At 43.2% G+C, this 26,195-nt stretch carries 22 protein-coding genes and 5 tRNA genes; 10 read left to right on the top strand and 17 right to left on the bottom strand.

What is annotated here, in order from left to right; genetic code table 11:
• The 7 genes from A587_RS0101225 to A587_RS0101255 all read left to right on the top strand — a co-directional run bounded on the left by A587_RS0101225 (window position 1) and on the right by A587_RS0101255 (window position 7,517).
• A complete protein-coding gene (locus tag A587_RS0101225; protein ID WP_026000852.1) occupies window positions 1-1,608 on the top strand; it encodes an ABC transporter substrate-binding protein in 1,608 nt (535 codons plus the stop codon).
• 1 nt (window position 1,609) lies between these two features.
• A complete protein-coding gene (locus A587_RS0101230; RefSeq protein ID WP_010371177.1) occupies window positions 1,610-2,644 on the top strand; it encodes an ABC transporter permease in 1,035 nt (344 codons plus the stop codon).
• Window positions 2,631-3,524 carry an ABC transporter permease subunit gene (locus A587_RS0101235; protein WP_017216118.1) on the top strand — a complete coding sequence of 298 codons (894 nt, stop codon included), beginning with the start codon at window positions 2,631-2,633 and terminating at the stop codon, window positions 3,522-3,524. Before A587_RS0101230 ends, A587_RS0101235 begins: the two co-directional genes overlap by 14 nt.
• Entirely contained in the window at window positions 3,524-4,531 is a 1,008-nt protein-coding gene (locus A587_RS0101240) for a peptide ABC transporter ATP-binding protein (protein WP_017216119.1), read from the top strand. The genes A587_RS0101235 and A587_RS0101240 overlap by 1 nt, the downstream gene beginning before the upstream one ends.
• Window positions 4,516-5,277: an ATP-binding cassette domain-containing protein gene (locus A587_RS0101245; protein ID WP_010371169.1), complete on the top strand. Its 762-nt coding sequence runs from the start codon at window positions 4,516-4,518 to the stop codon at window positions 5,275-5,277. The genes A587_RS0101240 and A587_RS0101245 overlap by 16 nt, the downstream gene beginning before the upstream one ends.
• A gap of 17 nt (window positions 5,278-5,294) precedes the next feature.
• Window positions 5,295-6,323: a helix-turn-helix domain-containing protein gene (locus tag A587_RS0101250; RefSeq protein WP_017216120.1), complete on the top strand. Its 1,029-nt coding sequence runs from the start codon at window positions 5,295-5,297 to the stop codon at window positions 6,321-6,323.
• 69 nt (window positions 6,324-6,392) lie between these two features.
• Window positions 6,393-7,517 carry a nuclear transport factor 2 family protein gene (locus A587_RS0101255; protein WP_017216121.1) on the top strand — a complete coding sequence of 375 codons (1,125 nt, stop codon included), beginning with the start codon at window positions 6,393-6,395 and terminating at the stop codon, window positions 7,515-7,517.
• Between the two features lie 103 nt (window positions 7,518-7,620).
• On the opposite strand, the gene A587_RS0101260 is transcribed toward A587_RS0101255, so the two are convergent.
• From A587_RS0101260 to A587_RS0101315, 12 genes are all read right to left on the bottom strand, one after another.
• Complete coding sequence (locus A587_RS0101260) at window positions 7,621-8,928, bottom strand: polysaccharide deacetylase family protein (RefSeq protein WP_017216122.1); 1,308 nt, start codon at window positions 8,926-8,928, stop codon at window positions 7,621-7,623.
• Between the two features lie 227 nt (window positions 8,929-9,155).
• Entirely contained in the window at window positions 9,156-11,066 is a 1,911-nt protein-coding gene (locus A587_RS0101265) for a SurA N-terminal domain-containing protein (protein ID WP_017216123.1), read from the bottom strand.
• A 173-nt stretch (window positions 11,067-11,239) separates the two neighbouring features.
• Window positions 11,240-11,512, bottom strand: coding sequence for a nucleoid-associated protein HU-beta (gene hupB / locus A587_RS0101270; RefSeq protein WP_010371157.1), 273 nt, complete (start codon window positions 11,510-11,512; stop codon window positions 11,240-11,242).
• Window positions 11,513-11,728: 216 nt separating this feature from the next.
• A complete protein-coding gene (gene lon / locus A587_RS0101275) occupies window positions 11,729-14,086 on the bottom strand; it encodes an endopeptidase La (RefSeq protein ID WP_017216125.1) in 2,358 nt (785 codons plus the stop codon).
• Between the two features lie 292 nt (window positions 14,087-14,378).
• Complete coding sequence (gene clpX / locus A587_RS0101280) at window positions 14,379-15,662, bottom strand: ATP-dependent protease ATP-binding subunit ClpX (protein ID WP_010606725.1); 1,284 nt, start codon at window positions 15,660-15,662, stop codon at window positions 14,379-14,381.
• A gap of 122 nt (window positions 15,663-15,784) precedes the next feature.
• The gene (gene clpP / locus A587_RS0101285; RefSeq protein WP_010371147.1) at window positions 15,785-16,402 is read right to left on the bottom strand and encodes an ATP-dependent Clp endopeptidase proteolytic subunit ClpP; all 618 of its coding nucleotides are present in this window, start codon (window positions 16,400-16,402) and stop codon (window positions 15,785-15,787) included.
• A gap of 332 nt (window positions 16,403-16,734) precedes the next feature.
• On the bottom strand, window positions 16,735-18,039 hold the full coding sequence (gene tig / locus A587_RS0101290; RefSeq protein WP_017216126.1) for a trigger factor: 1,305 nt from the start codon (window positions 18,037-18,039) through the stop codon (window positions 16,735-16,737).
• Between the two features lie 277 nt (window positions 18,040-18,316).
• A tRNA-Pro gene (locus A587_RS0101295) sits at window positions 18,317-18,393 on the bottom strand.
• 21 nt (window positions 18,394-18,414) lie between these two features.
• Window positions 18,415-18,491 (bottom strand) — tRNA-Pro (locus tag A587_RS0101300).
• 19 nt (window positions 18,492-18,510) lie between these two features.
• Window positions 18,511-18,586 (bottom strand) — tRNA-His (locus A587_RS0101305).
• Between the two features lie 24 nt (window positions 18,587-18,610).
• Window positions 18,611-18,687: transfer RNA gene (locus tag A587_RS0101310), tRNA-Arg, on the bottom strand.
• 40 nt (window positions 18,688-18,727) lie between these two features.
• Window positions 18,728-18,804, bottom strand: a tRNA-Pro gene (locus A587_RS0101315).
• A 419-nt stretch (window positions 18,805-19,223) separates the two neighbouring features.
• On the opposite strand from A587_RS0101315, the gene folD reads away from it, so the two are divergent.
• A complete protein-coding gene (folD, locus tag A587_RS0101320) occupies window positions 19,224-20,078 on the top strand; it encodes a bifunctional methylenetetrahydrofolate dehydrogenase/methenyltetrahydrofolate cyclohydrolase FolD (protein WP_010371140.1) in 855 nt (284 codons plus the stop codon).
• A 62-nt stretch (window positions 20,079-20,140) separates the two neighbouring features.
• Here folD and A587_RS0101325 read toward each other — a convergent pair whose 3' ends face one another.
• The 3 genes from A587_RS0101325 to prmB form a co-directional block, all read right to left on the bottom strand.
• A complete protein-coding gene (locus tag A587_RS0101325) occupies window positions 20,141-20,572 on the bottom strand; it encodes a hypothetical protein (protein WP_017216127.1) in 432 nt (143 codons plus the stop codon).
• A 66-nt stretch (window positions 20,573-20,638) separates the two neighbouring features.
• Entirely contained in the window at window positions 20,639-21,736 is a 1,098-nt protein-coding gene (gene aroC / locus A587_RS0101330) for a chorismate synthase (protein ID WP_017216128.1), read from the bottom strand.
• 47 nt (window positions 21,737-21,783) lie between these two features.
• A complete protein-coding gene (prmB, locus tag A587_RS0101335) occupies window positions 21,784-22,719 on the bottom strand; it encodes a 50S ribosomal protein L3 N(5)-glutamine methyltransferase (protein WP_026000853.1) in 936 nt (311 codons plus the stop codon).
• Window positions 22,720-22,815: 96 nt separating this feature from the next.
• Here prmB and smrB point away from each other — a divergent pair, with 96 nt between their 5' ends.
• Entirely contained in the window at window positions 22,816-23,367 is a 552-nt protein-coding gene (smrB, locus tag A587_RS0101340) for an endonuclease SmrB (RefSeq protein ID WP_010371129.1), read from the top strand.
• Between the two features lie 236 nt (window positions 23,368-23,603).
• Window positions 23,604-23,846 (top strand): hypothetical protein, encoded by a 243-nt coding sequence (locus A587_RS0101345; RefSeq protein ID WP_017216129.1) that lies wholly within the window; start codon window positions 23,604-23,606, stop codon window positions 23,844-23,846.
• Window positions 23,847-24,268: 422 nt separating this feature from the next.
• On the opposite strand, the gene A587_RS0101355 is transcribed toward A587_RS0101345, so the two are convergent.
• Complete coding sequence (locus tag A587_RS0101355) at window positions 24,269-24,874, bottom strand: peroxiredoxin (protein WP_010371125.1); 606 nt, start codon at window positions 24,872-24,874, stop codon at window positions 24,269-24,271.
• A gap of 320 nt (window positions 24,875-25,194) precedes the next feature.
• Window positions 25,195-25,908: a fatty acid metabolism transcriptional regulator FadR gene (fadR, locus tag A587_RS0101360; RefSeq protein ID WP_010371123.1), complete on the bottom strand. Its 714-nt coding sequence runs from the start codon at window positions 25,906-25,908 to the stop codon at window positions 25,195-25,197.
• Window positions 25,909-26,195: the final 287 nt, after the last annotated feature.

Below are 26,195 nucleotides of genomic sequence, written 5' to 3' on the forward strand. Positions count from 1 at the left end.
GTGCGTAAATTGTTTTTTGGTGTGCTGTGTACCGCTTTATTTGGCTGTACAGATCAGGCGCCAAATAAAGTGAATGATAAGTCACAAGGCTTAGTATATTGTGCAGAGGCAAACCCTGTGTCATTTAATCCACAAGTGACCACAACAGGGTCTACGATTGATATTATTGCCAATCAGCTTTATGACACCTTGATCAGTATTGATCCTGAAAGCGGCGAATTCTTACCAGAGTTGGCAACGTCTTGGCAGGTCAGCGAAGACGGTAAATCTTTCACTTTTACCCTGAGGGATGATGTCCAATTTCACGATACCCTCTACTTCACCCCAACAAGAAAAATGAATGCCGATGATGTGGTATTCTCATTTAACCGTTTATTTGATGTTTACAATCCATACCACTTTGTTGGTGATGCAGATTATCCTTATTTTCAAAGTATTGGACTCGACCAACTGATCCGCCAAGTAAAAAAAGTGGATGAACATACCGTTCGCTTTGATCTGTTCAATGCGGAAAGTAGCTTTTTATCCAATATTGCCACCGACTTCGCCGTCATTCTTTCTAAAGAATATGCCGTTCAGCTTATAGAGCTTGAACATAAGCAAGATTTTGATCAAAAGCCCGTCGGCACAGGCCCGTATAAGTACCGTGAATTTTTACGTGATAACCTGATCCGATATTATCGCCATGAGCATTACTGGAAACACCCAGTATACATGGAACAATTGGTCTACGATATCACCACCAATGGCACTAGCCGCATCGCGAAAATGCTAACAAAAGAATGTGATATTACGGCGCATCCCAGTGCTACCCAGCTCACCGTGCTGGAGCAACGAAAAGACATAGAAGTTGAAAAGGCCGCAAATCTGAATATAGGTTACTGGGCATTCAACACCGAAAAGCCACCATTTGATAATCCACTGGTCCGCAAAGCGCTGGCGCACAGCATAGATTTTGAAAAAATCATGCAAGCGGTATTTTACAACAATGGGATTTTAGCCCGCTCGATGCTTCCCCCTTCTTCATGGGCATTTGAAGCACAGCAAAAAATGCCAACATATGACCCTGAAAAAGCCAAAGAGTATTTGAAACAAGCGGGTCTTGAGGGCGGTTTTTCCATGACCTTATGGGCCATGCCGGTGTCGCGAATTTACAATCCTAACGCGCGGAAAATGGCTGAGCTTATTCAACGTGATTTACGTGATATTGGCGTCAATGCCAAAATCGTGGAGTACGAATGGAATACCTTTATTGAACGCGTTGGCCGCCATGAGCACGATAGCGTATTATTAGGCTGGGCAGCAGATACGCCTGATCCAGACAATTTCTTCAGCCCATTATTGAGCTGCACTGCAACATTTAGTGGCAAAAACCCTTCCAACTGGTGTAATCCGGAGTTTGATTTATTGCTCACTCAAGCTTTAGACACCAACGATATGGAAGAAAGAAAGTACTATTATCAGCAAGCACAAAAAATGGTCATTGAGCAACTGCCTCTCGTTCCAATTGCTCACGGGCTAAGGTTCCAAGCAACTAGCTCTGATATTAAGGGCGTCTCACTACGTCCATTTGGTGGTATTTCGCTCGCTGAGGCAAGGAGAGACTAACATGTTCGCAAAATATGCTTATCGACGACTGAGCTTGCTTTGCTTTATGTTGTTTACCTTGACGATTTTTACTTTTGCCCTCAATTACCTGTTCCCAGGTGAGTTGATCACCAACTTCAGTGGCGAAGTCAACTCAAGTTATGCCCAAACGCAGGCGCTAGTTGAAAAATACCGTATTGAAGAAAATATCTTTGTGCAATATGGCGCGTTTATGGCTCGTATGTTTGAAGGCGACTGGGGTTTATCTTTATCGTCGGGCCAACCCGTGCTTTCTCATGTGAAACATCTATTTCCAGCAACGCTTGAGCTATGTTTATATGCTTTGACGGTTGCAGTCATTATTGGCGTACCAAGTGGAGTAATAGCCAGCGCTTATCATAAAAAGTGGCCAGATAAGCTCATTAACTCATTAAGCTTGATGGGATTTTCCATTCCAGTTTTTTGGTTAGCCCTGCTGCTTATTATGGCATTTTGTCTGGGTCTTGGGCTTTTCCCCATGTCCGGTAGAATCGGCTTACTTTATGAAATACAGCCCGTTACTCATTTTATTCTGATTGATATTTATCTTGAAGGTTTCCCCTATGGCGGTGCCGCATTTTGGGATGCACTTCATCATTTAGCGCTGCCAACCGTTGTGCTGGCTATGTATCCAACGACAGTTTTGATCCGCTTTACTCGCGACTCTATGCTCGAAGTCCTCGACCAGAACTATATTAAAACAGCTAGAGCAAAAGGCCTTAATCGCAGCCAGCTTATCATTCACCACGCGCTGAGGAATGCGCTGCTACCAGTGATAAAGCAAATTGGTCTCCAATTTAGCACGCTCATCACACTTGCGATGATCACTGAGGTGATATTCTCTTGGCCTGGGATCGGTCGATGGTTAATTGAAAGCATCTATCAACGTGATTTCCCAGCTATCCAAGGGGGACTGCTCGCGGTGTCTTTCTTTGTTATTATTGCCAACATGTTGTCTGATTTTATTCATTCGATACTCGACCCGCTCGCAAGGAATCAGGCTCATGGCAAAGTTTAATCTATTTACCGAAGAGTCTAATCGCTCACCTTTATTTAGATTATGGCGTAAATTCCGCTCAAACCACGTTGCGCTAGTGGGTTTGTGGCTGTTTGTTGCCCTGACGGTATTGGCTTTAACAGCGCCGCTGATCGCGCCCTATGGAGTTAACCAGCAGCATGCTGATGCCCTGTTGCTGCCACCTTCTTGGCATGATGATGGCGATGTGCGCTTTATACTCGGTACAGATGATTTGGGGCGAGACATCTTATCGCGCTTAATGAACGGAGCAACCTACACCTTTGGTTTATCTATCATTGCGGCCTTGGTTACCACGGCACTCGGCGTAATACTTGGTACGCTTGCTGGCGCCAGTCGAGGCTTGAAATCTAGCTTTCTTAATCACTTATTGGATATTACACTCGCCATTCCTTCGTTACTGCTGGCCATTATCATCATTGCTATATTAGGGCCAGGTTTGATGAATACGGTGTGGGCGATTATCTTCGCGCTATTACCACAATACATCCACTCGATTAGAAACTTAGTGGTCACTGAGCTGAGTAAAGACTATATCATCGCCTTTAAGCTTGATGGTGCAACACGCTGGAAACTGCTCGTCCGTGGCATACTGCCTAACATCTACGAGCATATCGTGGTTATCTTCACCATGGCGCTGTCGACTGCTATTTTGGATATTGCGGCACTTGGTTTCTTAAAGCTCGGTGCGCAGCCTCCATCTACCGAGTGGGGTGCTATCCTACAAGAAAACTTAAGTTTAATTTATCTCGCGCCTTGGACTGTAGGCCTCCCAGGTGTATTGCTCTTTTTGGCAGTACTTTCTACCAACTTGGTTGGTGATGGACTGCGTGAAGCACTGAAACAACGTAAGGCAGATTAATGCAATTACTAGACATTAAGAACCTCACCATTGAACTACGTACCGAAGACGGTGTTATTCGCGCGGTTGATAAGGTCAACCTTAGCCTTAAGGAAGGCGAAGTACATGCGCTTGTCGGCGAGTCTGGCTCTGGTAAAAGTCTAATCGCCAAAGCCATTGTGGGGGTGCTCAATCAGCGCTGGACAGTAACCGCAGACCGCATGCATTGGCGTGGTGTCGACCTTATGCGCTTGTCTTCAGAAAAGCGCAGAAAGCTCGTCAGCCAAGATATTGCGATGATTTACCAAGAGCCAAGTCGAAGCCTTGACCCAACCGCCACTATTTTCGACCAAGTCGCGGAATCTATTCCCGATAGCGTCTTAAAAGGTGGCTTTTTTGGTCGTAGAAAAGAACGAAAAGAAAAGGTTCGAGCGCTATTGCACAAAGCAGGGATCCGAGACGATAAAAAGATCTGTAGCAGTTACCCACATGAACTTTCAGAGGGAATGTGTCAAAAGATCATGATTGCGATGGCCATAGCCAGAAGCCCTAAACTACTTATTGCCGATGAGCCTACCACCGCACTTGAGAGTACCGCCCGTGCGCAAGTATTTCGATTGCTCAAGGCATTAAACCAGCTTAAGAACATGTCGATATTAATGATTTCGCATGAGCTGGAAGAGATCTCCGACTGGTCTCATGCAATGCATGTGCTCTACTGCGGACAGATGGTTGAAGCAGGCCCTACTCAGGCTATTTTTAAACAGCCATTACATCCCTACACCCAAGCGCTGGTTAAGAGTTTGCCGGACTTTGGTCAAGGGCTCGGCCATAAAGAAGCATTTTATGCCCTGAAGGGCACTATTCCCCCATTACAGCATTTACCCATAGGATGTCGCTTGGGGCCGAGATGCCCTCAAGCGCAAAAAGAATGTGTCGTCACGCCAAGGCAAAGTCGCTCGCATGGTCATAGTTACGCTTGCCACTTTCCGTTAATTAAGGTGAAGCAAAAATGCAACCCGTCTTAAAAGTACAGTCTTTAAACAAGTCCTACACTTCTCGTCAAGGGCTGTTCAGACGTCGCTCGTTGCAGGTACTCAGAGATGTGTCGTTTGCGCTTGCTCCCGGACAAACTCTCGCAATCATAGGCGAGACCGGCTCTGGTAAAAGTACGCTCGCCAAAGTACTTGCCGGTGCCGACATGGCAGACTCTGGACAAATATTACTAAACGGCCAAATTGTAGAAGACGCTGGTATTCGCAATCATGACTGCCGTACTATTCGTCTTATTTTTCAAGACCCAACTCGCTCGCTCAACCCGGGTCTCACCATTGGGGACATACTTGATGATTGTCTGCAATACAATACAGAACTCACCGAAGAGCAGCGCTATAAGAAAATCCGCATCACACTCAGCCGCGTCGGGCTACTTGGCGAACACATAGACTATTATCCTCATATGTTTAGTGGTGGGCAGTTACAGCGGGTTGCCTTAGCGAGAGCCCTTATTTTAGACCCTAAAGTGCTGGTACTAGATGAAGCGTTGTCATCATTAGACCCATCCGTACGCGCACAAACTGTGAATCTGCTGCTGGAATTACAAGCAGCAACGGGACTTGCGTACGTGCTTATCACACATCATTTGAGTTTGGTTCGTCACATGAGTGATGAGATTTTGGTATTAAATCGCGGCAAAGTCGTCGAATATGGCGAAACCGAATGTGTGTTCAATACTCCAAAATCTAAAACCATGCAGAAGCTACTATCAGCTTAGTTTCGCGGGGATGAGTAATGGATTTTAGCGCCCATCTGTTATTTTTCTTCTCACTTGTCGGGGTGTTTAATGGCTTTATTCTCAGTGCCCTACTACTAATAAAGTTTCAAGAGGCAAAAGCATTGCGCTGGGTGTCGGTGCTGCTCATTTTACTCTGCATTCGAATTGGTAAATCAGTCCTTTTTTACTTTAACCCAGAGCTGGATAAAACGATTCTACAAATAGGTTTGAGTGCCTACTTTTTGCTTGGCCCCTGCCTGCTCAATTTTGTACTTGCAAGCTACAGTAAAACCAGAAATCGTTATCTAACAATGCATTTTTTGGCTTTAAGCGGCTTTATTATTGGATTTGGTATATTTATGCCCTATCAACTTCACCCTGAAATTTGGCAAACTTGGGGTTACAAAGGCACATCCTATTTTTGGCTAGGTTATTTACTGATAAGTTCTTATACTTTTTTTCGTCTAGCTACGGCCAAAAGCGCCAATAACAACGCCGAGTTTCATCTATCTTTGGTTGTGATCTGCGGTTGCTGGCTCATTTGGGCCGCGTATTTCTTTTCGTCATTCACTTCTTACATCACAGGAGCACTCACCTTCAGTTTTGTGCTCTATTTAAGTATCCTTTTCGCACCCAAATTACTACGAAAACCAACTGCTAATGAAAAGAAATATGCCAATACGCAAATAAGCGACGATGAATATAATCAGCTCGTAGCCAAACTTGAGTCGCTAATGTCAGAAAGCAAGCTATTTACTGAGCCGGATTTAACGCTACCCCGATTAGCTAAACGATTAGGAACAAGCCACAACAAGTTATCGCAAATAGTGAACCGTCACTATCATTGTAACTTTAAACAATATCTCAATGGCTTGAGAGTTGAATATGCGAAACACTTGCTTTCGAGCACCAACATGCCGCTGGAACACCTTGCACTGGAGTGTGGTTTTAATTCTGCATCCACATTTTTTGCCGCATTTAAGAAGCTCACGGGGTACTCTCCAAATAGCTTTAAGCACTCCGAAAACATACTCTCAGACTCCTAAAACATACTCTAGGTGACTGCTTTAATTCAATAAGTTTATGTTTCTTCTGAGTCATTACAGGAGAAACATATGACCCTATCAAAACTAGTACCATTGTTATTTTTACTACTTATCCAAACCAGCATCGCCATCGCTTTTGAGGATGAGACCGCTAAAATTACTGCTACACTAAACCACTACATCAGTGGCACCGCGAATAACCAGCCTGAAATGATAAGAAAAGCGTTTCATCCCAATGCGATGCTTATTTTAGAAAAGTCAGACCAAGCGATGTGGCAAGTCCCGTTGAAAGAGTATTTGAGTTGGTATAAAGGCTCTAAAAAAGACACTGGCAGGCGCGCCAAAATTCTAAATATCAGCGTGAATGACCACCTTGCACAGGCCAAAATCCGTATTGATATATTGAAGTCAAACGTGCAGTACATCGATCACCTACTCCTAAAGAAAATAGCTGGCACATGGCAAATCATCAGTAAATCGGCGCAGCAAACCACGCTAACTTCCGAGCAAGTAACGAACTTAGGTCGCCGAGTGCTCGTTGTCTCATCAAGCAAAGCCTTTCATGGCGATAGCAAGCTGCCAGCTGGCACGAGCTTCGAAGAGCTATTCAGTGCCTATGACGTATTTACTCAAGCAGGACTAATTGTTGATTTCGTCAGCACACAAGGTGGCGCGTTAAACCTGAGCTATATAAATACTTCAAACGGCGAACATAAAAAGTACCTTTACCAACCTGACTATATGTATGCGCTCAGCAACACAATGCGCCCAGCTGAAGTCGACCCTAGCCAATATGCGGCAATCTATTATGTTGGCGGCAGCAATGCCATGTATGAAGTAGCGGAAAACCCTACTCTACAGCGTATTGCTATGCATATATATGAACAAAACCAAGGTGTTGTTGCCGCCGTATGCCATGGTACAGCAGGTATCGTTAATTTGCGCTTGAAAAATGGCGAGTATCTCATCAAAGGAAAGCAAATCACCGGTTACCCTACCGCATTTGAAAATCCAGATAGAGCCTATTTTAAGCATTTTCCTTTTCAAATTCAGCCTAAAGTGGAAGAGCTTGGAGGGAGTTTTGTGTATGGAGAGCGGGATGCGTCTTTTATCAAAGTAGATAGCCGCATAGTGACGGGGCAGAATTATCAGTCTTCGCAGGCCGTAGCAAGGGCCGTATTAACTCTATTTTGAATATCAGGGCGGCTATAATATTGACCGCCCTATTCAATCACCGTTTTAGTTAACCTTAGGTTTGGATAAGGAATGAACTAACTTATTGTTTTTAAAGTTCAGATTAATTAGTCGTGTTACCCTTAAAATTCATACACTCACTGGTATGACAAAACTTTAAACCTTTCGCACTTGCATAAGCCAATACGTTTTCAAGATTTTCTGGAGTGATATACCACTCATTTCCAGTTTTACCAATGACATGCGTTGCTAAGTATAGAGTCTCACCACCTTTTAAGGTATCAATCGCATTCTGGATTTTGTCCAAATCAAAGCGGTGTGAGTCCATAGATAATCCGGTTGTGATTGGTCTATCACTGCGTTCACCTCTATAAATAACAGAAGACCAAGAAGCAAACTTACGTACATGAGTAAAATATTTCTTGATTTCACGATCAGTTTCTTTCGTATAAGCTCCGAATGGGTACGCATAAGACGTTACCGTCAAGCCATCTCTTCTCATCGCGTCAAGTTGTGGTGTTATATCGTCTGCTATCCACTTCTGAACACCATTTTCTTCGGAGTAAATCTTCGCATGACGATGAATTACTCCATGATGACCGATTTCGTGACCTCGGTTTTCTATATCAGCCACTTTTGAATGATCAATAGTGGCGTAATGGCTAACATAATAGGTAAATGTTGCGTTATATTTATCAAATAGAGCAAGGTGATCATGGATAGAGTTTAATGCGCCACCATCGTCAAAAGAAATATTAATCTGTTTAGGCCAAACAGAGCTTTGATTATGATGGAAGTCCTCAACTGCCCCCTGAAGCGCAGCATACTCAAAGTGGCTCTCTGGTATCGCTAAAATCAGCTCGTCATATGCCCACTCATCCAATTTACCATCTTCAAAAAATAAGCCCCGAAGTCCAACTTCCTTCAGTCTATTAGGTGTGAGTAAAGATTTACTATTTAATTCAAAAAGCTCGACAACTTTGCATAATCGATGTTTGAGAGCCGCCAACTGTAATTCATCTTGTGTCGTATTAAAATATCCCTGAATTACAGATAGATTTGCCGCGGTTACACATCCAAATTCAGCAATCTCAAAGTCTTTTAAAGCAAGAGAGGTAGTGCTTTCTGCTCCTTGTGCGCTCAGAATACGCTTAATTACCTCTTCTTTTGTTTCTTTTGTGGGATTATTAGAATTAGCATTATCTGAATTTGAATCGTCGGTATTGGTATTATCTTTATCTGAATTATCTGTATCCGAGGAGTTATCAGTATTAGTTCCATTATTGTCCGTTGAAGTGTTATCTCCTTGGCCTCCCTCTACAGGTAACTCTATAACAGTCTTACTGTCACTGTTACATCCCGATATTGCTAGCAATAAGGCTACAATCCATGCGCTATATCTATATTTCATAAAGTTCCTATTTAAAATACACCGTTCCGAAAATCGGACATGTTAAATAAGGGAACAATAATTGTCAATAAAGGAACAAATAGGAATTTATTATTTTAAATTAACCACTTATAAAATTAACAACAAATACACCCATTAGCAAATAAAACACAACAAACAAGTACTATAGTGAGAGGCCAAAAACAAAAAAGGCGCCGTGTTGGCGCCCTTTTTCTATCTAAAAGCGATTATTGCTGCTCTGTGGCCTGTAACTGTGGTCTTTTTACTTCCGACTTAGCTTCAAGTGCCGCTAGTAGCTCAAGATAGTTTTTGTTTGCGTAAGAAGCGGTGATTGACTGCTTCTGCTGCGCATCAACCTTGCCATCAACTTCAGGCGTGGTGACTGACTTCAGCACCACAAATGCCGAATCGCCATTACCAAGCTCTACAAGTGCAGATTCTGTTTCTGCTACACCCGGCTGAGGCAATTTAAATGCTTCAGCTGCAATAGCTGGTGGTACGTCGTAGCTACGACGCTTAAGCTCAGACACGCTCTTCACTTCGATACTCTGCGCTTTGGCAATCTCAGTTAAAGTAGAACCGCTTTGTAGTTGCTCAAATAGTGACTGTGCTTTCTCTGCAATCAATGTCGAGGCTTTTTCATTGCTCAACTGCGTTTTGATCTGCGCGCTGACTTCCTCAAGAGGCTTAGTCGCTGCCGCTTTATGCTCAGCAACACGGACGACTACGATATGCTCAGGTGCAACTTCTAACACTTCTGAGTTTACGCGGTCTTCTAGCAGCTCTGGCGTAAAGATAGTATTGCTTATCGCTGGTGAATTCAGTGGCTCAGGAAGCGCGTTACGACTTACCAGTTCAGTTGATTTGATCTCAACGCCAGCGGCTTCAGCAGCGTCTTGTAGCGAGTCGGCCATTTCAAAAGCAAGTTCAGCTACACGGGTTTGCTTTTGATAAAACGCATCGATCTTAGCTGCTTTTTCAAGCTCTGCACGAAGGTCGTCTTTTACGTCTTCGAAAGATTGTGCCTGTTGGCGCTGAATGTCTGTTAGCTTGATAATGTGAAAACCAAACTCAGATTCAACTACTTCAGATACATCACCTATCGCGGCAAGCGCAAATGCTGCATCTTCAAACGCCGGATCCATCATGTCTCTTTCAATCCAATCTAGATCACCGCCAAGCTCAGCACTCACCACGTCGTCAGATTTTTCTTCTGCAACAACGGCAAAATCAGCACCGTTATTCAATTCAGTCAGAATTTCATCTGCTTTTTGTTTAGCGGCTTCAGCATCTTCGCTTGCATCAACAAGAATGTGTGACACGCGGCGTCTTTCAGGTTCAAGATATTGGTTTTTTTGCTCTTCGTAATACGTTTTTAACGCTTCCTCAGTCACTGGTTCTGCAGGCGCTAAATTTTCAGCTTTTAGCTCGATATAGTTAACCGCCACCAATTCTGGAGCTTGGAACTGAGTTTGATTCAAGTCGTAATAGTTCTGAACTTCTTCATCTGATACTGACACTTCATCTTTCACCAACTCTTTGCTTAATACCGCATAGTCGATAGCACGAGTTTGTTGCTGTAGTGCAATAGATTGCTGAAGTTCATTTTTCAATACAAAATCAGTGCCAGCAACTGCAGAGATTAACTGCGCACGAGTCATCTCGTCACGAAGATATTCACGGAAACTATCTGGCTGGAAGTTCATTTGACGGATAACTTGTAGGTAACGGTCGTTACTGAATTCTCCACCAATTTGAAAATATGGCATTTCAACAATCGCTTTTTTAACTTGCTCGTCGCTTACACGAAGACCAAGCTCTTTAGCTAGTTGGGTTTGTAATTCTTGTTGTACTAATTGGTCAACAACACCTTGGCGAATTTGCGCCATATAATTAGGATCGGCTGCAATCTGTGCAAAGTATTCGCCAAACTGTTGCTCTAGTCGTGCACGTTCATTTGAGTAAGCACGAGAAAACTTAGTTTGTGAAATCTTTACTCCGTTCACTTCTGCGACAGGCTGCTCTGTGGTTTGACCTAGGTAACCACCGATCCCTGCTAACGCAAAAGATAAGATGACTAAACCTAATACGATTTTAGCCGCCGGGCCTTGCGAGCCTTCTCTGATCTTTTCAAGCATTTATTGTTTCTCTTATCTAAGTCAAAGCACCAAAGCACTTTGTGTTTGCTAGATTTGGGTTAAGCATTACACCAATCAGATTAGTGATGGTATAAAAAAAGCGTATCTTAGCAGATACGCCTTTTATCTTGAAGCAGTTCGCGATGGCTCTGCACCGCCTAATTCAAATTGAATTAGTTTACTGCGTCTTTAAGCGCTTTACCCGCTTTGAAAGATGGGATGTTAGCTGCTGCGATTTGAATAGTCTCACCAGTTTGTGGGTTACGACCAGAACGTGCAGCACGCTCGCGCACTGAGAAAGTACCAAAACCTACAAGTGCAACAGAGTCACCGTCTTTTAGTGCACCCGTTACAGACTCAATGAATGAATCTAGCGCACGACCAGCAGCCGCTTTAGAAATGTCAGCATCAGCTGCGATTTGATCGATTAATTGAGATTTATTCACAATATCATCCTCTTCCATAGTTATTGTCAAAAGTTACTTCTTACTGGTAACTTTTGCTATTCATTTAGAGACATCACAGCGACTCTCTAATTCTCGAAATCTTTCTCAAGCCTAGTGATTACGGGGCTTCCGAACCAGTAGGCTTGAATACAGTGCCTAACTTAACACACCTTTTAGATTTGAAAAGCCTTTTCACTCAATTTTTTGGCTTTTTTCTTAGTTTTTTTGCGATTCCACACTAAAACTGTCTATTGGGTGCGCTAACGCCAGTGATAATACCTCATCAATCCATGACACCGCATGAATATCAAGCCCTTCAAGAACATTCTCTGGAATTTCTTTTAAGTCACGCTCGTTCTTTTTCGGTATTAGAACTCGCTTAATTCCACCACGGTGTGCTGCCAATAATTTCTCTTTCAGACCACCGATAGGCAGAACTTCGCCACGTAAGGTAATTTCACCTGTCATCGCAACATCTGCACGCACAGGATTGCCAGTAAGGCTTGATACTAAGCCCGTTACCATCGCAATACCGGCACTCGGGCCGTCTTTTGGTGTTGCACCTTCAGGAACGTGAACATGAATGTCACGTTTTTCGTAGAAATCGTCATTAATGCGTAGTTTGTCAGCACGGTTGCGCACCACCGTCATTGCCGCCTGAATTGACTCTTGCATCACATCGCCCAGCGAGCCGGTGTAAGCAAGTTTGCCTTTACCTGGTACTGCCGCACATTCGATAGTGAGTAAGTCACCCCCGACTTCTGTCCATGCAAGACCGGTAACTTGACCAACTCTATCGCCGTCTTCCGCCTTGCCGTAATCGTGACGTTGTACACCTAAGAAGTCTTCAAGGTTTTCTTGGTTAATCACAACTTGCTTAACATTTTTATCTAGCAAGATGTTCTTAACTGCTTTTCGGCACAACTTAGATACTTCGCGCTCTAGATTACGGACACCCGCTTCACGCGTGTAGTAGCGGATAATGCCAATGATCGCGCTGTCTTCAATATTGATTTCAGACTCTTTTAATCCATTGCGTTTCACTTGCTTTGGAATTAAGTGCTGCTTGGCAATATTCAGCTTTTCGTCCTCGGTGTAACCAGAAAGACGAATGACTTCCATACGGTCTAATAATGGACCTGGAATGTTAAAGCTATTAGAAGTCGCAACAAACATAACATCAGACAGGTCGTAGTCCACTTCTAAATAGTGGTCTGCAAAGTTGCTATTTTGCTCTGGATCTAACACTTCTAGTAGAGCCGATGCAGGGTCGCCGCGCATATCCGATGACATCTTATCGATTTCATCCAACAAGAAAAGCGGGTTCTTCACGCCAACTTTCGACATGCTTTGGATAAGCTTACCCGGCATTGAGCCAATATAAGTTCGTCTGTGTCCGCGAATTTCAGCTTCGTCGCGCACGCCACCGAGCGCCATACGTACGTACTTACGACCCGTAGAACGCGCGATAGATTGACCTAAACTGGTTTTACCAACGCCTGGAGGGCCGACTAAGCATAAGATAGGACCTTTAAGCTTATTGGTGCGCTGCTGTACCGCTAGATATTCGATGATGCGGTCTTTCACTTTCTCAAGACCATAATGATCGGCATCAAGTATCTTTTGCGCACCAGCTAGGTCTTTTTTCACCTTTGAGCGCTTTTTCCAAGGTACATTGATCATCGTCTCAATGTACGAGCGCACAACCGTCGCTTCCGCAGACATAGGTGACATCATTTTAAGTTTGTTAAGCTCTGAAAGCGCTTTTTCTTCCGCTTCTTGCGGCATATTCGCTTCGCTAATACGCTTTTTCAGGGCTTCAAATTCGTCAGGAACATCATCCAGCTCACCAAGCTCTTTCTGAATAGCTTTCATTTGCTCATTCAGATAGTACTCTCGTTGGGATTTCTCCATTTGCTTTTTAACGCGTGAGCGGATCTTTTTCTCTACTTGAAGTAGATCAATCTCGCCTTCCATCAACGCCATCAAATACTCAAGGCGTTCGGTAACATCGTTAATTTCTAGCACCTTTTGTTTTTCAGGTACTTTAATTGGCATATGAGCAGCCATCGTGTCCGCTAAGCGTGCAGCTTCATCAATACCCGATACCGAAGTTAGTACTTCTGGTGGGATCTTTTTATTTAGCTTCACATAGCCTTCGAATTGGCTAATTGCGCTGCGAACTAATATGTCTTGCTCTTGCTCATCCACATCCTGAGATGGAATATACTGAGCTTGCGCCAAGAAATATTCGTCTGTAATTAGAAACTCATCTATTTTTGCGCGTTGAGTACCTTCAACCAGCACTTTCACTGTGCCATCAGGTAGTTTGAGTAACTGTAGTACCGTTGCAATGGTACCAGTCTGATAGACATCATCAGTGCTTGGGTCATCAACTGAGGCGTCTTTTTGCGCAACTAAAAAGATTTGCTTGTCATTGTCCATCGCAGCTTCTAGGCATTTTATTGATTTTTCTCGACCTACAAACAGCGGGATCACCATATGCGGATACACCACTACATCGCGTAGCGCTAGCACAGGAATTTCTACTCGATCCGTTCTTTCAAGCGTCATTATGTTCTCTTCGCACTTCAATTAATTTTGGGAATACTGAGCTATATGGGGATAACGCAGATAAAGTTCAATAGTTTATAGTAATCCGCATCAAGTAGAGATCAATTTAACGGATAAAAAGCTTAGTTTTAACACTCAATTTACCGTGGTGAAATGTATAAAAATTCATCCTAAAAACTTGTCTCACTATTGCCTTTCATCGTTATAGCAATTTGACTATATTGGTTTCTATCTGATGTGGACTAAGAAATAAAAAGGAGCGCTAGGCTCCTTTTTTCAATCTCATACTGAGCTATTCAGACGCCGCTTTTTCTTTACCGTTATTTTCGTAAATCATAATAGGGTCTGATTCGCCTTTAATCACTGTTTCATCAATGACGACTTTACTCACTTCTTCTAATGAAGGAAGCTCATACATAGTATCAAGCAATACGCCTTCAACAATCGAACGCAGACCACGGGCACCCGTTTTACGCTCCATCGCTTTATGAGCAATCGCTCGTAGCGCATCTTCACGGAATTCAAGGTCAACGCCTTCCATCTTAAATAGCGCTGCATACTGCTTAGTAAGTGCATTCTTCGGCTCATTTAAAATTTCGATTAGTGCTTCTTCGTCTAGTTCAGTCAAAGTCGCAACTACAGGCAAACGACCAATAAATTCAGGAATTAAGCCGTACTTAACTAAATCTTCAGGCTCTACGTCTTTAAACGTTTCGCTTAATGAGCGCTCAGAGTCTTTAGATTTAACTTCAGCACCAAACCCAATTCCAGTATTTTTTGTACTACGCTGCTCGATGACTTTATCTAGGCCTGCAAACGCACCACCACAGATAAACAAGATCTTAGAAGTATCTACTTGTAAAAACTCTTGCTGTGGGTGCTTTCTACCACCTTGTGGCGGAACAGATGCAACCGTACCTTCAATCAGTTTTAGTAGTGCTTGTTGTACACCTTCACCTGACACATCACGGGTAATTGATGGATTGTCAGATTTTCTTGAAATTTTGTCGATTTCATCGATGTAAACAATACCACGCTGTGCTTTCTCAACGTCGTAATCACATTTTTGCAGAAGCTTTTGAATGATGTTTTCAACATCTTCACCCACATAACCGGCTTCGGTTAATGTCGTTGCATCTGCCATTGTGAATGGAACGTCAAGTAAACGTGCAAGCGTTTCTGCTAAAAGGGTTTTACCACTACCCGTTGGACCAATTAATAGAATATTACTCTTACCAAGCTCTACATCACCTTTGCCGCCTTGGTTACGCAGGCGCTTATAGTGATTATAAACCGCAACAGACAAGACTTTTTTAGCGTGGTCTTGACCTATCACATAATCATCTAAGTGATTTCTGATCTCTTTTGGCACAGGTAATTTATCAGACGCGTCATGCTTAGGCGCAATATCTTTGATTTCTTCCCTAATGATGTCGTTACAAAGTTCAACGCACTCGTCACATATATAGACAGATGGACCGGCAATTAACTTACGAACTTCATGCTGGCTCTTACCGCAAAATGAGCAGTAGAGTAGCTTGCTATTCTTATCGCCGTCTGTTGGAGTGTCTGACATTCAGCTACCTCATTCAATTGCTGTTATCTCTAGATAACATCGTATTTCTTTTAACTATACCAAAGAAATTTGGCTTTGGCACAGTAGAAGCCGATGAATTCAATTCATCGGCTAATTCATAATCACTTAAGCTCTCGACGAGAGTGAACCGCATCAATCAGGCCATATTCTAACGCTTGATCTGCAGTCATAAAGTTGTCTCGATCTGTGTCATGCGCAACCACATCATAAGGTTGACCAGTGTGTTCCGCCATTAAGCGATTCAATTTTTCTTTGATCGCCAAGATTTCACGGGCATGAATTTCAAAATCAGAAGCCTGACCTTGGAAACCACCTAAAGGTTGGTGGATCATCACACGAGAATTAGGTAAGCAATAACGTTTACCTTTAGCACCGCCAGATAGCAAAAATGCCCCCATACTCGCAGCTTGACCAACACAAACCGTACTAACGTCAGGCTTGATAAAATTCATCGTGTCGTAGATTGACATCCCAGCAGTCACAGAACCACCTGGCGAGTTGATATACAAGAATATATCTTTGTCAGGGCTTTCTGATTCCAAGAACAACATCTGCGCCACAATTAGATTGGCCATATGGTCTTCGACTTGACCAGTTAAGAAAATAATACGGTCTTTTAGCAGTCGTGAGTAAATATCATAAGAACGCTCGCCTTTAGCCGTTTGCTCCACGACCATAGGTACTAACGCATTGATTGGATCGATCATACCATCATTCATGTTTTTTATTCCTTATTAGCACAGAATCTATTGCGTATTCGCAACAATTTTATTGGACTTAGCGCGATCCATAAAAACATTCTGTGATCGGTGTTTAGGCTAATACTTTTTTGAGCGAATTGAAACGAGTAGATATAACTGTAGCAGTAATACTCAACGAAACCTGACTCGTAAAATAAGTATAGCTAATAAAATAAGCCATGCCTCAAGATATAAGTACTTAATGCTTCAATATCAAGGCTTAAAAACAAAAATGGCCCGAATTCTCTATTAGAGTAACTCGAGCCATTTAAACTTCAGCTTAGCTGTAAGTCAATGATTTCTTCAAAGACTTATTGAGCAGCCTGTGGATTCATGATGTCGTCGAATGACTTTTCAACATCAGAAACAGATGCAGCAGCAAGTACTGCTTCAACTGCTAGCTCTTCCATCGCAACGTTGCGCATTTGCTGCATTAGCTGATCGTTTGCTTTGTAGTATGCCACTACTTCACTTGGATCTTCGTATGCAGAAGCAACTGTGTCGATTAGTTCAGCAACTTTGCCTTCATCAACTTTGATGTCGTTCGCTTTGATCACTTCACCTAGTAGTAGGCCAGTTTTCACGCGAGTTACTGCTTGCTCGTGGAATAGCTCAGCAGGAAGCTCAGGCATGTTTTGTGCGTTGCCGCCAAAACGTTGTGCAGCTTGTTGACGAAGTGCATCGATTTCTTGGTCGATTAGTGCTTTTGGCACTTCAACTTCGTTAGTTTCTAGAAGACCTTTGATCGCTTGATCTTTCACGTTAGCTTTAACCGCTTGGTTTAGCTCACGCTCCATGTTCTTCTTAACTTCTTCTTTAAGTGCGTCAACGCCGCCTTCAGCAACACCAAACTTAGTTGCGAACTCGTCAGTTAGTTCAGGAAGCTCTTGAACTTCAACTTTCTTCACAGTGATTGTGAATTGAGCCGCTTTACCTTTTAGGTTTTCAGCGTGATATTCTTCAGGGAAAGTTACGTCAGAAACAACTTCTTCACCTGCTTTTTTACCAACGATACCATCTTCGAAACCTGGGATCATACGACCTTGACCAAGCTCTAGAGGGAAGTCTTCAGCTTTACCGCCTTCGAACTCTTCACCGTCGATTGTACCAACGAAATCAACCGTTACACGGTCTTTTTCGCCAGCTGCAGCATCGCTCTCAGTCCAAGAAGCGTGTTGCTTACGAAGCGTTTCAAGCATGTTCGCTAGGTCTTCATCAGTGACAGAAACTGCTGGCTTCTCAACCGCGATTTTGTCTAGATCTTTAAGTTCAACTTCTGGGTATACTTCAAAAGTTGCGTCGAATTCTAGATCTTTACCAGCTTCTAGTGACTTAGGAGCAAAAGATGGTGCGCCTGCAGGGTTGATTTTCTCAGCAATGATTGCTTCGATATAGTTACGCTGCATCAGATCGCCAGCAACTTCTTGACGTACAGCCGCGCCGTAACGCTTAGTGATGATTGACACTGGAACCTTACCAGGGCGGAAGCCATCGATACGCTGTGTTCTTGACAGTTGTTGTAGGCGTTTTTTAACTTCAGTCTCAACGTTCTCTGCAGGAACGGTGATGGTCAGACGGCGCTCAAGGCCTTGAGTCGTCTCAACAGAAACTTGCATGATTTACCTCAATCTTCATTTTTGGGCGACAAAGCGCCTTCCTTACTAACAAGACAACCATCATGCTTTTTGTGGGCCTTCGGCTAAATTGCCAAACTCTCCGTTGCATGTGACGCTTGTTGCCTGCCCTACGGGCACTACGTTAATTAATAGACGCGGCATTATAACCTATTCAACGACGGAGTCGAGCAATCAGGTTAAATAATTAGGCATATTGGTGCTAATTGATTAAAAGTTAGTAAATTTGAAATAAATGACTGAGATACTAGAGAGAAAGTGGTCGGCGATGCAGGATTTGAACCTGCGACCCCTTGGACCCAAACCAAGTGCGCTACCAAGCTGCGCTAATCGCCGAACATATATATTTTGTAGAAGTGGTCGGCGATGCAGGATTTGAACCTGCGACCCCTTGGACCCAAACCAAGTGCGCTACCAAGCTGCGCTAATCGCCGACTAATTTTGGCATGTAGATGGGGCGACTGATGGGACTTGAACCCACGACAACCGGAATCACAATCCAGGGCTCTACCAACTGAGCTACAGCCGCCACTACATGTGGATTAAAATAAGATGGCGCACCCTGAAGGATTCGAACCTTCGACCGACGCCTTAGAAGGGCGTTGCTCTATCCAGCTGAGCTAAGGGCGCAAACTCGTAAACATCTTCATGCTACTTCTTATTTTAAAAGTGGTCGGCGATGCAGGATTTGAACCTGCGACCCCTTGGACCCAAACCAAGTGCGCTACCAAGCTGCGCTAATCGCCGACTGTGACCTTGGAGAACTAAGAACCTTTTTATCGGTGAGTCCTCGTTGGCAACGGGGTGCATAATAGTGATTTGCCCGAAGTAGGTCAAATATTTTTTTTAGTTTTTGTTTCAACTGCCTAATTTTGCCACAAATTGTTGATAAAACAGCTGACTTAAACAATTTTTGAACGGTTCTTGTAGAACAGATCATGAAAACCTTTGCTTTTACGCAATGCAAACTTGGCGGACTGGCTGTTTTTTGAGAAAATAGCGGGCAAATGTCCTCCTTTGTAGTAACTAAAGGGACATATAAATAGAGCGACCCCATTTTTCATCTTTATAAGCAATCATTTCATCAATACATGAAAGTGCTTGTATAGAAGAATTTAAAGGCTCTATCATCGTTCAAGTTTTTTAACCCTTAATATAGGTCAATCATGACGGCAAACATCATTGATGGCAAAGCTATCGCGAAACAAGTTCGTTCTACTGTTGCACAACGAGTTCAAGACAGACTAGCGCAAGGTCTAAGAGCGCCTGGCTTGGCTGTGGTATTAGTAGGCCAGGATCCTGCGAGCCAAGTTTATGTTGGTTCAAAGCGTAAAGCCTGTGAAGAAGTCGGATTTGTTTCTAAATCTTTCGACTTACCAGGTGACACAAGCGAAGAGCAATTACTTGCGCTTGTTGATGAGCTTAACGCAGATCCTGAAGTTGATGGGATCTTAGTACAATTGCCACTACCTGAAGGCCTAGACGCAGAAAAGGTGTTAGAGCGTATTGATCCTCATAAAGACGTCGACGGTTTTCACCCATATAACGTAGGCCGTCTTGCCCAAAGAATGCCAGCACTGAGACCTTGTACGCCAAAAGGGATCATCACCCTACTCGACTCTACTGGTGTTCGTTATAAAGGCATGCATGCTGTTGTGGTTGGTGCTTCAAACATCGTTGGTCGCCCTATGTCACTAGAGCTGCTACTCGCTGGTTGTACTACAACCGTTTGCCATAAATTTACGCAAGACCTCGAAACCCATGTGCGTCGTGCCGATCTATTGGTTGTGGCGGTCGGTAAACCTGAGTTTATTCCGGGCGACTGGGTTAAAGAAGGCGCGATTGTTATTGATGTAGGTATTAATCGCTTAGAATCTGGCAAACTGGTAGGTGACGTGCAATACGACATCGCAGAACAAAACGCGAGCTTTATTACCCCAGTGCCAGGTGGTGTGGGCCCAATGACCGTCGCAAGCTTAATCGAAAATACGCTAGAAGCGTGTGAAAAATATCATAGCTAAACGCTGTTAGTTTATAGCTATAATAAAAGCCTCAGTTGAGGCTTTTATTATTTTAAGCCTTACTAGCTCATTAGCGTGTCCTTGTTCGCCTTGTTTTCTTCCTGAGTTACCGCTTCTCTCATCGCTTCTTGTAAGGCAGCCATCCGATCTTCTAATTCTTCAGGTGAAATTTTTCCCTCAGCCGCAAGCTTTTCAAGTTCTGCCATTTTCTCTTTTAATTCGTCAATTTTCTCTTTATTTGCCCCTAAGCGGCTAAACATTACCGCTTCTCTCATTTTTTCGAGAAATGACTGATTGCGCTCCACCACTTCATATTTATATGGCTCGTTGGCTTTACTATCGAGTACTGGGGATGATTGACCTGCGATGTTAGCAGCCGCAACATAGTCTTGCTCCTGCGCAGCGGTATTAGCTCGTTTAGTTTGGGCAAGGCTTTGCTGCTCTGAAACGGACCCAGTGGTACGAATTGCGGAGTGGGTTTGGTAAGTGATCATGATTGCTCTCCTTGATTTGTCCAAGAAAAGCAATCACTGTGCCAAAATTAGCTTACTCGCTACTGGCTAGATATGACCAGGAATTGGCTTGTGCGGCAAATTTACGTCTTGGTTTTGACCACGGTGACGTAATAAGTGATCCATGAGCGTAATAGCCAACATGGCTTCTGCGATTGGAATGGCACGAATACCAACACAAGGATCATGACGACCCTTCGTCACAACTTCTTGCGGTTGGTTGTGGGTATCAATACTCTGCCCCGGTACCGAGATACTTGATGTCGGTTTTAGGGCAATTGATGCGATAATATCTTGCCCTGTAGAAATACCCGCTAAAACGCCGCCTGCATGGTTAGAGGTAAAACCCTGTGGCGTTAGCTCATCTCTATGCTCAGAGCCCTTTTGCTCAACCACATCAAAGCCATCACCAATCTCTACGCCTTTTACGGCATTAATGCTCATCAAGGAGTGCGCTATCTCGGCATCTAAACGGTCAAACACTGGCTCACCTAAACCAACAGGCACATTTTTCGCCACGACTTTTACCTTTGCGCCTACTGAATCACCTTCTTTTTTCAGCGTACGCATATATTCATCTAGCGCTTCTAGCTTAGATTCATCGGGAAAGAAAAATGGATTGTTTTCAACGGCTGACCAATCATAGTGCTGGGCTTTAATCGGGCCTAATTGAGAAAGACAGGCGTTGATTTCGATGCCATGGACTTGCTTGAGATATTTCTTCGCGATTGCACCTGCTGCAACTCGAATGGCAGTTTCACGTGCCGACGACCTACCACCACCGCGATAATCTCTATGTCCGTATTTGTGCCAATAGGTATAGTCGCCATGACCCGGACGGAACAAGTCTTTGATGTTTGAGTAATCTTTTGAACGTTGATCGGTATTTTCAATCAACAATCCAATGCTCGTGCCTGTGGTCTTGCCTTCAAACACACCCGAGAGAATTTTTATCTCATCGCCTTCTCGGCGCTGTGTTGTGTAGCGGCTTTGACCTGGTTTACGTCTATCTAAATCGATTTGTAAATCAGCTTCAGTGATCTCAAGCCCTGGAGGTACACCATCTACCACGCCACCAAGCGCGGCGCCATGGCTTTCACCAAAGGTCGACACCTTAAATAATTGGCCAATGCTATTGCCTGCCATCGTTTTTCCTCATTCCTAAATAGACGATAGAGAGCATTGGCTCCCTATCAGTTTTTAAAGTATTCCAATAGTTGTTGTTTGGATACGACAAAGACCCCTAAACCACCATGCTCAAAGTCTAACCAAGTAAATGGCGCTTCAGGAAATTGCTGCTCCATATGTACCATAGAATTGCCAACTTCGACAAATAACAAACCATCATCATTTAGATGATCAGCCGCTTCTGCCAGTAGTGTGCGGGTCACATCAAGGCCATCTTCTCCTGACGCCAAGCCAAGCTCTGGCTCATGATGGAACTCCTCTGGCAGATCTGACATGTCTTCTGCATCAACATAAGGAGGGTTCGCTACGATTAAATCGTACTTTTGACCCGGTACACCACTAAATACATCAGATTGGATAGCAAAGACTCTGTCTTGCATCATATGCTGATTGATATTGTGATCAGCCACTTCTAAGGCTTCAAAAGAAATATCTACCGCGTCTACTTGTGCGCGCTCAAATGCTTTGGCCAATGCAATCGCAATACAACCAGAGCCCGTACACATATCTAAAATACGCGTTACTTTATTCGGTGCAGCTACCCACGGGGCAAAATGTTTTGCGATTAACTCTGCAAATGGTGAGCGTGGCACTAATACGCGCTCATCAACATAAAACGGCATACCAGCAAACCAAGCTTGATTGGTTAAGTAGGCGACGGGAATACGCTGCTCGATACGTGCTTTGATAAACTCCATCAGATGCGCTTTTTCACTTTGCGTCATGCGCGCATGCATGATTTCTTTGGGGGCATCAATTGGCATATGCAACACCGGAAGCACTAAACTGACCGCTTCGTCCCAAGGATTATCCGTACCATGACCAAAAAACACCTCGTTACTCACAAACTGGCTTGCTGTCCAGCGCACCCAGTCCTGAATGGTATGTAAGTCTTGAAAGGCTTCAACGGCCATTTCTTCGGTAATAAGTGGTTGCGACATTTCCGTCATGATGACTCTCTAAAGATCAAACTATATGGCGCTATTGTAGCGGTTTTTAAGCTAGGTTTTTATGCTTTTTTTATTTAAAATGCCACCATGAACAGAGAATCTAACACTAATGCTGACCTAAATGACGATTTCGCGATGTTTCGTGAGTCTTTGAATGGTGTAAAACCCCTCAAACAAGATCAGGTGCAGCTCAAACAAAAGAAAAAAATTCAGAGCATTGAGCTGAAGCAACAAGTTAAGCAACAGCAATCTGAGTTTTACTTTTCTGACGAGTATATTCCTGATATTGATACGTCGGGAACCATCAATTTCGTAAAGCCCGGAGCTGATCGCTATTTAGCAAAGCAGCTAAGGCGTGGTGACTACGCACCCGAACTCATCTTAGATTTACACGGGCTAAATAAAGAAACGGTAAAACAAGAACTGGCAGCATTAATTCATGCTTGTAAGAAGCAGCATATTGCTTGTGCGTGCGTGGTGCATGGAATTGGTGAGCGTGTGCTTAAACATAAAGTACCGCAGTATCTTGTTCAGCATCCAGATATACTGGCGATGCACCAAGCACCTTTAGAATATGGCGGTAAAGGGGCAGTATTAATCTTGGTTGACTTACCTGATGACCCTAACTTTGGCCGTTAATTCGGCCCAAACATTGTTTTTTATCCTTTCTTGCTTCGCTTAATCCAGCCTTAATAAATTTAACTAAATCTTAGCCATTTCACCCATCCTACACTGGTCAAATTCACCACCCCATTAATTCTCCTGTGCAAAGTAAAAATTAAAGAATATAAAAATCAATAACATAAAAATTAAATTCATTTTGGCACAACCTTTGTAATAGTTATTGCGACTAACAAATTACAAGGAAACTTATTATGACTACTTTAGCGAAAATCACCATGACAACTTTATTGTTTACAGCAAGCATGACAACAACAGCTGCAGAAATTGATGCTTCATTACTTCAAGAAGTAAAAACCAAAGTAACGCAAGCTATCACAGAGTCAATCAAAGCGAATCTAGAAGAAATAAAAATTGAGACCAAACAGTCTTTAGAGAAAGCGTTTCAAACAACCGATAACAGCGAGCAAGAAAAAAAGGAAGAGACTAATGATTAATGAACTCGAATTTCTGAGTCTGCTCGCAACTCCCGTGATCAGTTTATTTGCCGCTTACTTAAGCATTCAACTGATAAAATCACTGGGTCAGTTTATCAACTTTAACTAGCATGGCACTTGCTAAAGTAGGCAAGGTAGCCGAGTAGTCAAAGTATCATACCAATTGAATTAATTCTCTTATCAATTTGTAGGATGAAATAGCATATTAGCGTCGTTAAAAATTTCTCATTTAGAACAACTAAATAGCAAAATTTTTGCCTAGCTACTAAAGCTATTTCTCCGCTTCAAATAGCTTATTTGCTAAATACATTTTTTGGTATTACCCTGAGAAAGCTATTGAGGTATCAGTAGCCATTAAAAAACCCGCCAATTGGCGGGTTTCTTTTTTGATATCAGCGAGATATCACAAAGTCGACACTAAATTATAGTGCGCCTTCGTTTTCAGATAGGAACTTAGCAACACCTTCAGGGCTTGCATCCATACCTGCTTTACCTTCAGTCCAACCAGCTGGACATACTTCACCGTGCTCTTCGTGGAATGCTAGTGCATCAACCATGCGAAGCATTTCGTCGATGTTACGGCCTAGTGGTAGGTCGTTAACTACTTGGTGACGTACATTACCTTCAGCATCGATTAGGAAAGAACCACGGAAAGCAACACCAGCTTCTGGGTGCTCAACGTCATATGCTTGACAGATTTCGTGCTTAACATCAGCGATTAGATCGTATTTAACTTGACCGATACCGCCTTCGTTTACTGGAGTGTTACGCCATGCGTTGTGTGAGAATTGAGAATCGATAGAAACACCGATCACTTCAACACCACGCTTTTGGAACTCTTCGTAACGCTTGTCGAACGCGATTAGCTCTGAAGGACAAACAAACGTGAAGTCTAGTGGGTAAAAGAAAACAACCGCTTTTTTACCTTTAATACGCTCGTGCAGGTTGTAGCTATCTACGATCTCACCGTTACCTAGTACTGCTGCTGCTGTAAAGTCTGGTGCCTTGCGGCCTACTAATACACCCATTTTTATCTCCAATAGTTAGGTTTATTTCCAATCTTATTTGGTATCTCGTGTCGAGACCAAAATATCTTGTTCATAATATTGTGGCGTGCTTATGAAAAAACAACCCTAGCTAAATTCATAACCAAAGTCTCTTTGTCATTCTCACCACCAAAAACTGCGCCTAGTGTATTTGGCAAGTGCCATAATTAACAATCGAATTTACCGATAGCACCAATCTATAAATTCGATGAGACGCAAATACCTCCGCTCACGATGCCATTCGGAGATCAAAAAAGGCTTCACAAAGAAGCCTTTTTAAGATGTCTATCACTCAGTGGACATTAGTCCATGATATTTTCTGGCATATCACCGCGGATCTGCTGCCAAATTTCACCCGATTGGTGACCATACTTACGCATCAATGAAATAGCACCATCGTGTTCTTGATTTTCTGCCAGTTTGGTTAAATCTGCATAGAACTGTCTCGCCAGTCCTCGCGTTCTTGAATCAGAAAAGTAATGGCAACCAATTTTTGAGTATAACCCTCTGAAGCCATTTAAAATAAGCACGTAAATTTTGTTTTGCCCTGCACCTGCCAGCTCATGGTGAACTTGGTAGTCATAATCGGCAAACGCTTCTGCGGTGTCTTCTAGCTCTTCATGCTTAGACAAAATATCGATAACACGCTGCGGGTTGAATTTTATCGCCGCACGCGTATAGATAGCACTAATATTGGTACGCGCTGACAGCAGCTGATCGGTCAGCTCAGGCATCTTATCTTCATCAAGACGCGCTAAGGTTTCTAATATATTAAGCCCTGATGTTTCCCAAAAGTTATTTACTCGGGTTGGCTTACCATGTTGGATAGTCAACCAGCCATCACGAGCTAGCCTTTGTAATACTTCGCGCAGTGTTGTTCTTGTTACACCAATGAGTTCAGAAAGCTCACGCTCAGCAGGTAGAATTGATCCCGGAGGGAATTCGCCGTTCCAAATTGACTCAACAATATATTCTTCAGCAAATCCAGCTGGGCTCTTGGCTTTGAAAATTCTCATCTCACACCACTTTATTATTACATCAATGCCTTGATTGGCAGGTTGTGCTTGTTAATCCACTGATTGTACCAGATGAAGCTCAACTAACAAGCTACAAATCACCCTAGCTGAAAATAGCCATGTTTAATGCCGGTGAGATTGTGATGCGGTGTGAGAATGGTTAAATAGAATATACGAATTAGCTTATCCGTGATGGGGAATTGATTGTAGTAAATCCGCTATATTATCAAGCCAATGAGCAACTTCTTTCAATCACTAGTATCAATGCAAGGTTTATCGCAAGTACA

It is taken from the genome of Pseudoalteromonas sp. NJ631 (genome assembly GCF_000276645.1).
Taxonomy (GTDB): Bacteria; Pseudomonadota; Gammaproteobacteria; order Enterobacterales; family Alteromonadaceae; genus Pseudoalteromonas; species Pseudoalteromonas piscicida.